Genomic DNA, 14,215 nt, shown 5'->3' with positions numbered 1-14,215 from the left:
TCAGCCACCCCAACTTCCCCATCCCACCCGCCGATGGTCCTCCGCCACCGTGGTCGCTGTCAGCCGCTGTTCGCCAGCGGCCCCCAGCAACCCCACGGAGGCCCGCTCATGCGACCCGATACCGCCGCGCTCCCGCCACGCTATCTGCGGACCAAGGAAGCCGCCGAGTTTCTCAGCCTCTCGGCACGCACTCTTGAAAAGCACCGCACCTATGGCACCGGCCCGGCCTACCGCAAACTCGGCGGGCGCGTCGTCTATTCCGTCGACGACCTCGAATCCTGGGCGGCGCGCGGCGCTGTCACCTCGACCACCGATCCGCGCGGATCGGTCCTGCCCGCCAAACGCCACGCGCTGCCGATCGGCCAGATCGCCGGTCGCTACGCACGCTGATCGCGTCGGTCCCCTTCATGGCGGCGCGTCGTGCCCTTTCGGAGCGCGGGCAGCTCGATCTGTTTCGTGCGCTCCCTGGCGATTTCGCGCCACGAGACGCGCAGGATCTGATGGCCTATCCCTTCTTCTCCCTCTCCAAATCCCGTCGCATCGCCCCGATCGATTTTGCCGCCGGCAACGTCACGATCCGGGTCGAAGCTGTTCCCGATCACGGCATGGCGACGATCTGGGATGCCGACATCCTGATCTGGGCGGCCAGCCAGATCGTCGAAGCGCGCGATGCCGGGCTTCGCACGTCGCGCCTGATGGCAGCGACGCCCTATGAGATCCTCAACTACGTCGGTCGCGGCACATCCTTGCGCGACTATCAACGCCTCAAGGCGGCGCTGGACCGCCTGCAATCCACCACCGTGTCGACATCCATCCGGCAACCGGTCGAGGGCCGCCGCCATCGCTTCTCCTGGATCAACGAGTGGCAGGAGCGCACCAATCGCCAGGGGCGACCCGATGGCATCGAACTGATCGTCCCGGACTGGTTCTACAAAGCCGTCCTCGACGACGCTCTCATCCTCACCATCGACCCGGCCTATTTCGATCTCACCGGCGGTCTCGACCGCTGGCTCTACCGCCTCGTGCGCAAGCATGGCGGCCGTCAGCGCGCCGGCTGGCGCTTCGACCTGCGCCATCTCCATCTCAAATCCGGCAGCCTGTCGCCGTTCAAGCGCTTCGCCTTCGAACTGCGCGACATCGTGCGGCGTCAGCCACTGCCCGGTTACCGCCTCTGTCTCGAAGTGGAGATTGGCGGGCGCACGCTTCTCGCCTTCGAGCCGCTCGCGGCCTGTGGAAAAGCTGTGGACGGCCTCGTGCTATCGGGAACCCGGCCTATCGTGCCATCAGGAACCCGAGGCTCGTGCCATCGGGAACCCAAGTCAGCCCTAAGCTCTGGAAAACACGGGTGGAATCGTACCCTTAACTTAGAGGCTAACCCAGAATCTAACTTTGAAGAGCGCGCGCGCGATATGGGAAGCCTCATCCGCACCGCTGCGAACAACCTCCGCGTCAACGGCAAATCGCCAGCTCGCGACACCTCCGCCACCCGGCCAGGCCGGCAGGAAGGCGAACCGCTTACTGCCGATCCGCGTCCGTTCGGGAACCGCCCCGGAGGTGCGCGATGATCGTCGCGCTGCTCAACCAGAAAGGCGGTGTCGGCAAGACGACGCTGGCGCTCAACCTCGCCGGCGAACTCGCCGGACGCGGCAAGCGCGTCACCCTGATCGATGCGGACCCGCAAGGCTCGGCGCTCGACTGGTCCGAGCAGCGCAGCCGTGGCGACCTGCCGCGCCGCTTCGGCGTCGTCGGCCTGGCCCGTGACACGCTCCACCGCGAAGCGCCGGAACTGGCGAAGAGCGTCGATCACATCATCATCGACGGCCCGCCGCGCGTCGCCGGCCTGATGCGCTCGGCGCTCCTCGCCGCCGACCTCGTGCTGATCCCCGTGCAACCGTCACCGCTCGACGGCTGGGCGTCAGCCGAGTTGCTGGTGCTTCTGGGCGAGGCACGCATCTACCGCCCCGAGCTTGTCGCCCGCTTCGTGCTCAATCGCTGCGACGCGCGCACCATCCTTGCCCGCGAGACAGCCGAGATGCTGGCAGAGCACGACCCGCCGGTCCTCGCCGCCACCATAGGCCAGCGTGTCGCCTTTGCCGCCGCCGCGCAGACGGGCCGTCTGGTCGCCGAACGCGACGATGCGGCATTGGCCGCGCGCGAAATCGCGGCGCTCGCCGACGAACTCCTGCGTCTTTCCATCGGCAGGAGCGCTCCATGACCGAGCGATCCACCCGTCGCGGCTTCGCAGCGCGCCCCGCCGATCCCGATCGATGGATCAGGGGCGCCGACACTGCGCCGCGCACGATCGATGCAAGCGCGTTCACCGCCCGGCTCACCATCGACGTGACGCCCGAACTGCGCGGCCGGATCAAGATCGCCGCCTTCGGTCGCGGCGTCACCGTCGCCGACATGCTGCGCGCGTTGCTCGCGCGCGAGTTCCCGCCAACCGAAGGAGACCCCTCATGAGCGGCATCGCGGCTCCCGGCGTGAGCGGCGGCGCGATGCCGTCAGCACCTCCTCGCGACGACCTGACCCATGTCGAGCTGACATGGGTCGAGCAGAAGATCGAATACTGGATCAGGTTCGGCCGTGAAGCGCGCGAACAGATCATCGACCGCCGGCGGCGTGTCGTCTCGTTCCGTCCCAATACAATATTCGCCTTCGTCCGATGGGCGGCCAACGACTACGGCACGGTCAGTTCTCACATCGACATCGTGCGCGCGATCGAGCCGGGCGAACCGCACCAGACGCTGCCTTTCGTGCGCCCGGGCGGTGAAATCCTGCTGAAGATCGACGGCTGGCCGAAGGTCGAAAGCGTCCTGCGGCATATCGATGGCATCGAGGCGATCGGCATCGACGCGGACACGGCTGCGCCGGACCATTGGCGTCATGTCCACAACCGCCTGGCGGCAGGTCATCACCCTCAGACCTACACGCCCGCGCAGCATCGCGCCTTCCTGCTGCGCACCAAGGTCATGCTGTGAAGCGGCCCGGCCTTATCCTCACGATAGCGCTCGCCACGACGGGCGTTGCGTATCCGGCGCTCACGCCGATGCCGATCAAGCTCCTGTGGAACGCATCGGCCAGCGCGCCGGTCGGGCTCTACATGATCGACTCCGACGACCCAGTCGAAGTCACCGACCTCGTCGCCGTCGATGCGCCCGAGCCCCTCGCCGCCTTCCTCGCCGAACGCGGCTATCTGCCCAAAGGCGTCCCGCTATTGAAGCGCATCCTCGGCGTCGCCGGGCAGACGGTTTGCCGCGCGAACCTCACCGTCACCGTCGATGGCGTCGAGCTGGGTGAAGCGCGGGAACGTGATCGCGCGGGCCGCGACCTGCCCGTCTGGCAGGGCTGCCGCCGCATTCCGACCGGCGAAGTCTTCCTCATGAACTGGCAGGTCCGCGACAGCCTCGACGGCCGCTACTTCGGCCTGACCTCCACCAACCAGATCATCGGCCGTGCGGCTCCGCTGTGGACCGACGAGGAAGGCAACGGCCGCTTCGAATGGCGCGCGCCGACGCGGTGAGCGCGCGACCAGCGGCATTCCCGCCGCCGCCGATTTCATCACCGCAGCACAATCGACAGGAGTCTCGCATGACACAGATCGGAGAGTTCACGAAGCTGAAGACGGGCTATGGCGGGCGCATTCGCACGCTCAGCCTCGACATCGCGGTCGCCGTCGTAGCGGCCGAGCCGAGCGATACCGAGAACGCGCCGGACTATCGCGTTCATGCCGAGGGCGAGGACGGCCCGGAGATCGGTGCTGGCTGGAAACGCTCCAGCGACAAGGCCGGCGCGTTCGTCTCGATCCAGCTCGACGATCCCACACTCCCGCAGCCGATCCGCGCCAACCTCTTCCAGAACGGTGACGACAAAACGTCCTGGTCGTTGCACTGGTCGCGCCCGCGCGACCGCGCCGAGAAGGACTGATCGATGTCTGCTCGCCGATCATCGACGAGCCGGCAGAGTGCGCCCGGGCGGCCTCGATCCGCCCGGCGCATGGCTCTCCTTCTCCTTTCCGGCCTGATCGTCGCCACCGGCGCGGCCGGCGGTGTTGTCGCGCAGACCTCATCCGCCGCGAGCACGACATCAGCCGAACCGCACGCCGCCTTCGTCGCGGAGGCTTCACGGCGCTTCGGCATTCCCGAACGGTGGATCGTCGCCGTCAAGCGCGCCGAAAGCGCGGGTGACGTGCGGGCCATATCATCGGCCGGGGCGATGGGGCTGATGCAGATCATGCCCGGCACCTGGGCGGATTTGCGCACCCGCTATGGCCTCGGCCGTGATCCCTACGATCCACGCGACAATATCCTCGCAGGCGCCGCCTATCTGCGCGAAATGTTCGACCGTTACGGCGATGTGCCGGCGATGCTGGCCGCCTATAATGCCGGTCCTGCCCGCTACGATGCCTATCTGCGGACAGGCCGCGCGCTGCCTGCCGAAACGCGCGCCTACATCGCATTCCTCGCTCCGCAACTCGGCGCGGCGTCGCCATCCGGCCCACCACCCATCGCGCCGCCACCCGCGCCAGATTGGCGTGAAGCGCCGCTGTTCGTCGTGCGGTCCATTGACGCGCGTTCCGTCGTTTCACGGCCAGGCAACGCGCATTCGGACGATCGCCGGCCCTCCGTCACGGCGCGGACATCCGATCAGGCCGAACCGCTGGACACGCCCCTCGTCGTCGCTCGCTCCAATCCGGGAACACCGTGATGAGCCCGTCCGGCATCCGTCGCAACCGGTCGCGCCCTCGCGCAACATGGAGGGCGCAAGGGAGAGAGGCAGGCACAACAACCGAACGATGGCAGGATAAAAGGGCGCACATTGTGCGGCGGTCGGGCGGTTGTTTTTGCAGGGATTTCTGGCGCGCCGCGCACATTGCCATGCTTTTAGGCAATGTGCGCCACAAGCCCAGCGCATTGTATCGGCGTACTTTTTCGCACATTGCGGGCTCGCCTCATGGCCGATGATCATGAGTTCCGCGTTAGGCCTGGGCGCATCCGCTCGACCCGCGCCCAGTCGGCCCGGCCCTTCATTGCCCAGGCGCTCGCCGCAGCGAAGAAAGCGGGCGGCGGCATCTCGCGTTCCGGGCGCATCGTCTCCGCCAATCGCTCCCGCTTTGGCCGCGGCCAACGCGCCAGCATCCAGGCGAACCGCTTCATCACCGCACGCACCCGCGGCGCGGTCATCAAGGCCCGCGTCGTTCGGCATAGCGGCCGCGCCGCCCCCCTCGGCCCCCATCTGGACTATCTCCGCCGCGACGGCGTCACCCGTGACGGGGAAAAGGCGCAGCTGTTCGGGCCAGGGAACGAGGTTGCTGACGGGAGCGTCTTCGCCGAACGGTGCGAGGAGGACCGCCATCATTTCCGTTTCATCGTCTCGCCCGACGACGCCGTGGAGATGTCGGACCTGAAGTCCTTCACCCGCGATCTGGTCGCCCAGATGGAGAAGGATCTGGACACGCGGCTCGACTGGGTCGCGGTCGATCACTGGAACACCGCTCATCCGCACGTCCACCTGATCGTGCGCGGCGTCCGCGACGACGGCCAGGATCTCGTGATCTCCCGCGATTACATCAAGGAAGGGATGCGCGACCGGGCGCGCGACCTCATCACGCGGGACCTGGGGCCGCGCAGCGACCTCGACATCCGCCGGACCCTCGAAAGCCAGATCGGGGCGGAACGCTGGACGCAGCTCGACCGGCAGCTTGTCCGCGATGCTGGAAAAACGGGCGTCATCGATCTCGCCCCCCACGCCGATCGCCAGCCCGACGAGTTCCATGCACTGAAGGTCGGACGGCTGCGCAGGCTGGAGGTGCTCGGCATCGCCGGACAGGTCGGACCTGGACAATGGGTCATCAAGTCCGAGGCCGAGACGGTGCTGCGCGAACTTGGGCTACGCGGTGACATCATCAAGCGCATGCACCGCGCATTGGCCGAGCACGGCATCGAGCGCGGATCGACGAACTATGTCCTGGCCGGCGAAAGCCTCGACGTGCCGGTCATCGGCCGACTGGTCGCGCGCGGCCTCGACGACGAGCTGAAGGGGACGGCCTACGCCGTCGTCGACGGCGTCGACGGCAGGACGCATCATATCAGGCTGCCGCATCTCGACGCCGCCGGTGACAGCCGACCGGGATCAATCGTCGAACTGCGCGCCTATGAGGATGCGCGCGGTGATCGCCGCGTCGCGATCGCCATCCGATCCGACCTCGATCTCCAGCAGCAGGTCCGTGCGGCCGGGGCGACGTGGCTCGACCGGCAGGCCATCGCCCGCGAGCCGGTCGCCATGTCGGAGGGAGGATTCGGCGCGGAGGTCCGGGAGGCGATGCAGCGCCGCGCCGACCATCTGGTTGGCGAAGGTCTTGCCGATCGCCAGGGGCAACGCATCACCTTCGCCCGCAATCTGATCGACACGCTCCGCCGCCGCGAACTGGACGCCGTGGCCGACAAACTCAGCTCCGAAACCGGCCAGCCGTTCAAGCCTGCGGGAAACGGCGAATATGTCGCCGGCGCCTATCGCCAGCGCCTTGCGCTCGCATCCGGCCGCTTCGCCATGATCGATGACGGCCTCGGTTTCCAGCTCGTGCCCTGGTCGCCGTCCCTCGACAAGCATCTCGGCAAACACGTCTCCGGCGTCGCGCGAGCAGACGGCGGCGTCGACTGGAGCTTCGGTCGCAAGCGCGGCCTCGGCCTCTAACCACCCAACAAGAAAGGAGCGCTGCGATGTCCGCGACCAAAATCCTCTGGGGGCAGATTACCGTCGTCTTTCTGATCATCCTGATCACCACCTGGGCGGCGACCCAGTATGTCGCTTGGAGTCTTGGCTTCCAGGCTCAGCTCGGTTCGCCCTGGTTCGTTCTGGCGGGTGTGCCGATCTACTATCCACCTGCACTCTTCTGGTGGTGGTACTTCTACGACGCCTATGCCCCCGACATCTTCGCCGAGGGCGGGATGATCGCGGCGTCGGGCGGCTTCATCGCCATCGCCGTCGCGATCGGCATGTCGGTCTGGCGCGCTCGCGAGGCGAAGAACGCCGAGACCTACGGCTCGGCGCGCTGGGCCGAGAAGGGAGAAGTGAAGGCGGCCGGGCTGCTCGGCGCTGACGGGGTGGTGCTGGGCCGCTACGAACGCGCATACCTCCGCCACGATGGGCCGGAGCATGTGCTGTGCTTCGCGCCGACACGATCGGGCAAGGGCGTCGGTCTGGTCGTGCCGTCTCTCCTGACCTGGCCAGGCTCGGCCATCGTCCACGACATCAAGGGAGAGAACTGGCAGCTTACCGCAGGCTTTCGTGCCCGGCATGGCCGCGTCCTCCTGTTCGATCCGACCAATCCGAAGTCCTCGGCCTACAATCCCTTGCTCGAGGTGCGCCGCGGCGAATGGGAGGTCCGCGACGTCCAGAACATCGCCGACATCCTGGTCGATCCCGAGGGCAGCCTCGAAAAGCGCAATCACTGGGAAAAGACCAGCCACGCCCTGCTGGTCGGCGCGATCCTGCACGTCCTCTACGCCGAGGACGACAAAACGCTGGCCGGCGTCGCGGCCTTCCTCTCCGATCCGAAGCGGCCGATCGAGTCGACCCTCGCGGCGATGATGAAGACCAGCCATCTCGGCGACGCCGGGCCGCACCCTGTCATCGCCAGCGCCGCGCGCGAACTCCTCAACAAGTCGGACAACGAGCGCTCCGGTGTGCTCAGCACCGCCATGTCGTTTCTCGGCCTCTACCGCGATCCCGTCGTCGCCGAGGTGACGCGGCGCTGCGACTGGCGGATCACCGACATGGTGAGCGGCAAGCGCCCGGCCACGCTCTACCTTGTCGTCCCGCCGTCCGACATCAACCGCACCAAGCCGCTGATCCGCCTGATCCTCAACCAGGTCGGGCGGCGCCTGACCGAGGATCTGCAGGCCAAGGCCGGGCGTCATCGGCTGCTGCTCATGCTCGACGAATTTCCCGCGCTCGGCCGGCTCGACTTCTTCGAATCCGCCCTGGCCTTCATGGCGGGCTACGGCCTCAAGAGCTTCCTGATCGCCCAGTCGCTGAACCAGATCGAGAAGGCCTACGGGCCGAACAACTCCATCCTCGACAACTGCCATGTGCGCGTGTCCTTCGCCACCAACGACGAACGCACCGCCAAGCGCGTTTCCGATGCCCTCGGCACCGCCACCGAGATGAAGGCGATGAAGAACTATGCCGGCCACCGGCTCTCGCCCTGGCTCGGCCACCTGATGGTATCGCGCTCGGAAACCGCGCGTCAGCTCCTGACCCCGGGCGAGATCATGCAGCTGCCCCCCACCGATGAGATCGTCATGGTCGCCGGCACGCCGCCCATCCGTGCCAAGAAGGCGCGCTACTTCGAAGACATCCGCTTCAAGGAGCGCATCCTGCCGCCGCCCAAGCTGGAACGCCCCGCCGAAGGTCGGCCAGACGATTGGAGCAAGCTGCCGACGCCAGCGCGCCCCGAGGCGAGCGATGCCGCGGCCCCACCGGTCGGCCCCGATGACGACGACAACGACGATGACGATCCGACCGAGTCCGAGCGACGTCACCAGCCCGAACTCAACCGGGTGACGCCCATCGAGAAGAAGACACCGATCGACAATGAGTTCGAGATCGAACTGCCCGACGATACCGAGGACGAAGCAACCCGTAGTCAGCGGCTGACCAGCGTCATGCGGGGCGTCGCGCGCCAGGTGTCGCTCGATCCGAACGACGGCATGGAGCTGTAGCGCCATGACCGGACGCAAGAAGAAGGCACAGATCTCGGTCTATCTCGATCCCGATGTCATGGCGATGCTCTCCGACTTCGCCGCGCGCCGCGAGCAATCGCTCTCCCTGATCGCCGAAGCCGCCATCGCCTCCTTCCTGTCGCCGGACGACGCGCAGCGGCGGGAGGCGGTGGTCGCCAAACGGCTCGACCAGATCGATCGCCGCCTGACGCGCATCGAGCGCGATGTCGGCATCAGTGTCGAGACCATGGCCGTATTCATCCGGTTCTGGCTGACGACCACGCCGGCGCTTCCCGAACCTGCCGCCCAGGCGGCGCGGGCAATGGCCGGAAAGCGCTATGATGCCTTCATCACGGCGCTCGGACGCCGTTTGGCGCAGGGGCCGAAGCTCCGGCAGGAGATCGTCGAAGATGTCGGCGAGGCGCCGGCGGGCGAGGAGAAGACCGCTTCATAGAAGCTGATCTCGCCGGATCAAGATCAGCGCGCCGCCGCCGTTCTCCTGTATTTGCACGCCACACCACTACGACGACCGATACTTGTTGAACTGGCCTGATTCAGGGCTCTTTTAATCGTCCCCGATCCGGGGATCGCCTTTTCAGCCCCGTGAGAAAGCGGGGCGAAATGACCACGATCAACCAGAAACCGGAGGCATTCGCACGCGGCGCGCGCATGCTGCGCACCGCACTCGGATCGACCATCGCCCATCTGCTCGAAGATCCCGCTGTCATCGAGATCATGCTGAACCCGGATGGGCGCCTGTGGGTGGACCGGCTGTCCGAGGGACTCGCCGATACGGGAGATCGGATGTCGGCCGCCGATGGCGAGCGCATCGTGCGTCTGGTCGCCCACCATGTCGGGGTCGAGGTGCATCCGCGCAGTCCGCGTGTCTCCGCCGAGCTGCCCGAAACCGGCGAGCGCTTCGAAGGCTTGCTGCCGCCCGTCGTCGCCGCACCGGCCTTCGCGATCCGCAAGCCCGCCGTCGCGGTCTTCATGCTCGACGACTATATCGCCGCGGGCATCATGTCCGCCGACCAGGCCGCGATTCTCCGCAGCGCCGTCGCCTCACGCGCCAACATCCTCGTCGCCGGCGGAACGTCGACGGGCAAGACCACACTCACCAACGCGCTCCTCGCCGAGGTGGCGAAGTCGACGGATCGGGTCGTCATCATCGAAGATACGCGCGAGCTGCAATGCGCCGCGCCCAACCTCGTCGCCATGCGGACCAAGGATGGCGTCGCGACCCTTTCCGAACTGGTCCGCTCCTCGCTGCGCCTGCGCCCAGATCGCATCCCCATCGGCGAGGTGCGCGGCGCCGAGGCGCTCGATCTCCTCAAGGCCTGGGGCACCGGCCACCCTGGCGGCATCGGCACCATTCATGCCGGCACCGGCATCGGGGCGCTGCGCCGCCTCGAACAGCTCATCCAGGAAGCCGTCATCACCGTCCCGCGCGCGCTGATCGCCGAGACCGTCGACCTCGTGGCTGTCCTTTCCGGCCGCGGCTCCGCGCGCCGCCTCGCCGAACTTACCCGCGTCGAAGGGCTCGGCCCCGACGGCGACTACAGCATCCGTCCGGCCAACCCCAACCCAACAGGAGACCTGTCATGATCCGCACTTTCGCGCGCGGCTGCCGCACCATGGCCAATGCGGCCGCCGCCGTTTCCCTGAGCCTGATGTTCACCTCGACCGCGCATGCCTCCGGCTCCTCGATGCCGTGGGAAGCGCCGCTCCAGTCGATCCTGGAATCGATCGAAGGCCCGGTCGCCAAGATCATCGCCGTCATCATCATCATCGTCACCGGGCTGACGCTCGCCTTCGGCGACACGTCCGGCGGCTTCCGCCGGCTCGTCCAGATCGTCTTCGGCCTGTCGATCGCCTTTGCCGCCAGTTCCTTCTTCCTGTCGTTCTTCTCGTTCGGCGGCGGAGCGCTTGTCTGATGACCGCCACGCTCGAACAGCTTGGCGAAGTGCCGGGCTTCACCGTCCCGGTTCACAGGGCGCTGACCGAGCACATCCTGCTCGGTGGCGCACCGCGTGCGCTGGCCATCATGAACGGCACACTTGCCGGCGCGATCGGCCTTGGCCTGCGCCTCTGGCTCATCGGTCTGGCGATCTGGGCCATCGGCCATATCGCGGCGGTGTGGGCGGCCAAGCGTGATCCGCTCTTCGTCGAGGTCGGCCGCCGCCATCTGCGAATCCCCGCTCACCTGTCCGTCTGAGGAGGCGCGCCGCGATGATGAACCTTGCCGAATATCGCCGCACAGCAACCCGCCTCGCGGACTATTTGCCCTGGGTCGCGCTCGTCGCCGAAGGCGTCGTCCTCAACAAGGACGGCTCGTTCCAGCGCACGGCGCGTTTCCGTGGCCCGGATCTCGACTCGGCGGTCGCCGCCGAACTGGTTGCCGTCGCCGGGCGGCTCAACAACGCCTTCCGCCGCCTCGGGTCGGGCTGGGCCATCTTCGTCGAAGCGCAGCGCCACGAGGCGTCGACCTACCCCTCGGACCGGTTTCCCGACGCCGCCTCCGCACTCCTCGATGCCGAGCGCAAGGCCGATTTCGAGGAGGCCGGCGCGCATTATGTCTCCGGCTATTTCCTCACGCTCACCTATCTGGCGCCGGCCGAGGACGCCGCGCGCACCGAATCCTGGCTCTACGAGGGGCGCGAACGCACCGGCATCGATCCGAACGAGACCCTCAAGGTCTTCGTTGACCGGACCGATCGCGTGCTGGCGCTGTTCGACGGTTTCATGCCCGAATGCGCCTGGCTCGATAGCGGCGAGACACTGACCTATCTCCATTCGACGGTATCGACCAAACGGCATCGCGTCCGGGTGCCGGAAACCCCGGTCTATCTCGACGCACTCCTGGCCGATCAGCCGCTGGCAGGTGGCCTCGAACCTCGCCTTGGCGCCGCGCACTTGCGCATTCTCACCATCGTCGGCTTCCCGACCGCGACCACGCCCGGCATCCTCGACGATCTCAATCGGCTGGCCTTCCCCTATCGCTGGTCGACGCGCGCGATCCTGCTCGACAAGACCGACGCCACCAAGCTGCTGACCAAGATCCGTCGCCAGTGGTTCGCCAAGCGCAAGAGCATCGCCGCAATCCTCAAGGAGGTGATGACCAACGAGGCGTCCGCGCTGGTCGACACCGACGCCGCAAACAAGGCGGCCGATGCGGACCTCGCGCTTCAGGAACTCGGCGCCGACTACGCCGGCCAGACCTATGTCACCGCCACGATCACGGTCTGGGACGATGATTCGCGTATCGCGGACGAGAAGCTGCGCCTCGTCGAGAAGGTCGTCCAGGGCCGCGACTTCACCGCGATGGCCGAAACCATCAACGCCGTCGATGCCTGGCTGGGTTCGTTGCCGGGCCACGTCTATGCCAACGTGCGCCAGCCCCCCATCTCGACGCTGAATCTCGCCCACATGATCCCGCTGTCAGCGGTGTGGGCGGGGCCGGAACGGGACGAGCATTTCGGGTCGCCCCCCTTGCTGTTCGGCAAGACCGAGGGCTCGACCCCGTTCCGGTTGTCCCTGCACGTCGGCGACGTCGGTCATACCCTGGTGGTCGGCCCGACGGGCGCCGGCAAGTCCGTTCTGCTCGCCGTCATGGCGTTGCAGTTCCGGCGCTATGAAGGCTCCCAGGTCTTCGCCTTCGACTTCGGCGGTTCGATCCGCGCCGCCGCGCTCGCCATGGGCGGCGACTGGCACGATCTCGGCGGCGACCTGACCGACGGCGCGGCGTCCTCGGTCTCACTGCAACCGCTCGCCCGCGTCCACGACACCTCCGAACGCGCATGGGCGGCCGACTGGATCGCCGCCATCCTGATCCGCGAGGGCGTCGCCATCACGCCTGACGTGAAGGAGCATCTCTGGTCGGCGCTTTCCTCGCTGGCCTCGGCGCCCGTCGAGGAACGCACCATCACCGGTTTCACGGTCCTGCTCCAATCCAACGACCTGAAGCAGGCGCTGCGGCCCTACTGCGTCGGCGGCCCCTACGGACGGCTGCTCGACGCCGAAACCGAGCATCTCGGATCGGCGTCGGTCCAGGCGTTCGAGATTGAGGGGCTGGTCGGGACCGGCGCGGCGCCGGCCGTGCTCGCCTACCTGTTCCACCGGATCGGCGACCGGCTCGATGGCGCCCCGACCTTGCTCGTCATCGACGAGGGCTGGCTCGCGCTCGATGACGACGCATTTTCCGGGCAATTACGCGAGTGGCTGAAAACGCTGCGCAAGAAGAACGCCAGCGTCATCTTCGCCACGCAATCGCTGTCCGACATCGACAACAGCACCATCGCGCCCGCCATCATCGAGAGCTGCCCGACACGGCTGCTGCTGCCGAACGAGCGGGCGATCGAGCCGCAGGTCACGGCGATCTATCGCCGGTTCGGGCTCAACGACCGACAGATCGAAATCCTCGCCCGCGCGACACCGAAGCGCGACTATTACTGCCAGAGCCGCAGGGGCAATCGCCTTTTCGAGCTGGGCCTGTCGGAAGTCGGCCTCGCACTCGTCGCGGCATCCGCCAAGACCGACCAATCCGCGATCGCGCGCACGCTCGCCGAGCATGGCCGCGAGGGCTTCCTCGCCGCGTGGTTGCGCCAGCGCGGCGCTGAATGGGCCGCGGACCTCATCCCCGACCTGACGAACCTCATCCCCCCGAAGCCCGAGAAGGAGCAGTCACCATGAAGGCCACCCAAAGTTCACGCCCCAAGGGCTCACGCCAGCGCGCATTGCCGTTCGCGGCGTTGCTGTTTGCGATGCCGATCGCCGTCTCGCCGATACTGACAGCGCCGGCGCATGCGCAGTTCGGCTTTGGCGGCATCGTCTATGATCCGACCAACTATGCGCAAAATGTCCTGACGGCGGCGCGCTCGCTCGAGCAGATCAACAACCAGATCCGTTCGCTTCAGAACGAGGCGCAGAGCCTCATCAACCAGGCCAGGAATCTGGCGAACCTGCCCTATTCGGCGCTCCAGCAGATTCAGCAGAACGTCCAGCGCACCCAGCAGCTCCTCCAGCAGGCGCAGAACATCGCCTTCGACGTCCAGACCGTCGACCGGATGTTCCAGCAGCAATATGGCCGTGTCTCCCTCTCGGCGAGCGACACCAAGCTCGTGACCGATGCCCGCACGCGCTGGCAGAACACCGTGGGCGGCTTGCAGGACGCCATGCGCGTCCAGGCCGGCGTCGTCACCAATATCGACACCAACCGCGCGGAAATGTCGGCGCTCGTCTCCCAGAGCCAGGGCGCGCAAGGCGCGTTGCAGGCGACCCAGGCCGGCAATCAGCTTCTCGCGCTGCAATCGCAGCAGCTCTCCGACCTGATCGCCCTGATCTCGGCCAATGGCCGCGCCGCCGCACTGACGGAAGCGGACCGTGCGACGGCCGCCGACCAGGGCCGGGAACAACGTCGCCGCTTCCTCACCCCCGGCTCGGGCTATCAGCCGGGCAACGCACAGATGTTCGGCAACGACAAGTGAGGGCTCGGC

General features: G+C 67.1%; 16 protein-coding genes. All 16 read left to right on the top strand.

The window, feature by feature from the left end:
* Nucleotides 1–108: 108 nt before the first annotated feature.
* The 16 genes from M8231_RS04040 (at nt 109) to trbJ (ending at nt 14,206) form a co-directional block, all read left to right on the top strand.
* Nucleotides 109–390 carry a helix-turn-helix transcriptional regulator gene (locus M8231_RS04040; protein WP_250202309.1) on the top strand — a complete coding sequence of 94 codons (282 nt, stop codon included), beginning with the start codon at nt 109–111 and terminating at the stop codon, nt 388–390.
* A gap of 17 nt (nt 391–407) precedes the next feature.
* A complete protein-coding gene (locus tag M8231_RS04035) occupies nt 408–1,565 on the top strand; it encodes a replication initiator protein A (protein ID WP_250202308.1) in 1,158 nt (385 codons plus the stop codon).
* The gene (gene parA, locus M8231_RS04030) at nt 1,562–2,215 is read left to right on the top strand and encodes a ParA family partition ATPase (protein WP_250202307.1); all 654 of its coding nucleotides are present in this window, start codon (nt 1,562–1,564) and stop codon (nt 2,213–2,215) included. Before M8231_RS04035 ends, parA begins: the two co-directional genes overlap by 4 nt.
* Nucleotides 2,212–2,463: a hypothetical protein gene (locus tag M8231_RS04025; RefSeq protein WP_183952318.1), complete on the top strand. Its 252-nt coding sequence runs from the start codon at nt 2,212–2,214 to the stop codon at nt 2,461–2,463. Before parA ends, M8231_RS04025 begins: the two co-directional genes overlap by 4 nt.
* Complete coding sequence (locus M8231_RS04020; RefSeq protein ID WP_250202306.1) at nt 2,460–2,981, top strand: DUF2840 domain-containing protein; 522 nt, start codon at nt 2,460–2,462, stop codon at nt 2,979–2,981. Before M8231_RS04025 ends, M8231_RS04020 begins: the two co-directional genes overlap by 4 nt.
* The gene (locus M8231_RS04015) at nt 2,978–3,523 is read left to right on the top strand and encodes a S26 family signal peptidase (protein WP_431307124.1); all 546 of its coding nucleotides are present in this window, start codon (nt 2,978–2,980) and stop codon (nt 3,521–3,523) included. The genes M8231_RS04020 and M8231_RS04015 overlap by 4 nt, the downstream gene beginning before the upstream one ends.
* Before the next feature lie 68 nt (nt 3,524–3,591).
* The gene (locus M8231_RS04010) at nt 3,592–3,927 is read left to right on the top strand and encodes a DUF736 domain-containing protein (RefSeq protein WP_205396686.1); all 336 of its coding nucleotides are present in this window, start codon (nt 3,592–3,594) and stop codon (nt 3,925–3,927) included.
* A 69-nt stretch (nt 3,928–3,996) separates the two neighbouring features.
* Complete coding sequence (locus M8231_RS04005; protein ID WP_250202305.1) at nt 3,997–4,707, top strand: lytic transglycosylase domain-containing protein; 711 nt, start codon at nt 3,997–3,999, stop codon at nt 4,705–4,707.
* Between the two features lie 246 nt (nt 4,708–4,953).
* The gene (locus M8231_RS04000) at nt 4,954–6,693 is read left to right on the top strand and encodes a relaxase/mobilization nuclease domain-containing protein (protein WP_250202304.1); all 1,740 of its coding nucleotides are present in this window, start codon (nt 4,954–4,956) and stop codon (nt 6,691–6,693) included.
* 26 nt (nt 6,694–6,719) lie between these two features.
* Entirely contained in the window at nt 6,720–8,723 is a 2,004-nt protein-coding gene (locus M8231_RS03995; protein ID WP_250202303.1) for a conjugal transfer protein TraG, read from the top strand.
* Nucleotides 8,724–8,727: 4 nt separating this feature from the next.
* Nucleotides 8,728–9,177: a CopG family transcriptional regulator gene (locus M8231_RS03990; protein WP_250202302.1), complete on the top strand. Its 450-nt coding sequence runs from the start codon at nt 8,728–8,730 to the stop codon at nt 9,175–9,177.
* A gap of 167 nt (nt 9,178–9,344) precedes the next feature.
* On the top strand, nt 9,345–10,328 hold the full coding sequence (gene trbB / locus M8231_RS03985; RefSeq protein WP_250202301.1) for a P-type conjugative transfer ATPase TrbB: 984 nt from the start codon (nt 9,345–9,347) through the stop codon (nt 10,326–10,328).
* 29 nt (nt 10,329–10,357) lie between these two features.
* A complete protein-coding gene (locus tag M8231_RS03980; protein WP_250202587.1) occupies nt 10,358–10,657 on the top strand; it encodes a TrbC/VirB2 family type IV secretion system protein in 300 nt (99 codons plus the stop codon).
* Nucleotides 10,657–10,938 carry a VirB3 family type IV secretion system protein gene (locus M8231_RS03975; protein WP_250202300.1) on the top strand — a complete coding sequence of 94 codons (282 nt, stop codon included), beginning with the start codon at nt 10,657–10,659 and terminating at the stop codon, nt 10,936–10,938. The genes M8231_RS03980 and M8231_RS03975 overlap by 1 nt, the downstream gene beginning before the upstream one ends.
* A 14-nt stretch (nt 10,939–10,952) precedes the next feature.
* Nucleotides 10,953–13,412 (top strand): conjugal transfer protein TrbE, encoded by a 2,460-nt coding sequence (gene trbE / locus M8231_RS03970; RefSeq protein WP_250202299.1) that lies wholly within the window; start codon nt 10,953–10,955, stop codon nt 13,410–13,412.
* Nucleotides 13,409–14,206 (top strand): P-type conjugative transfer protein TrbJ, encoded by a 798-nt coding sequence (gene trbJ, locus M8231_RS03965; RefSeq protein ID WP_431307123.1) that lies wholly within the window; start codon nt 13,409–13,411, stop codon nt 14,204–14,206. The genes trbE and trbJ overlap by 4 nt, the downstream gene beginning before the upstream one ends.
* Nucleotides 14,207–14,215: the final 9 nt, after the last annotated feature.

Origin of the sequence: Brevundimonas albigilva (assembly GCF_023573565.1) — a bacterium.
GTDB classification, from domain to species: domain Bacteria; phylum Pseudomonadota; class Alphaproteobacteria; order Caulobacterales; family Caulobacteraceae; genus Brevundimonas; species Brevundimonas albigilva.
Note: the sequence above shows the minus strand (reverse complement) of the source record. Positions and strands in the feature narration are given on the sequence as shown.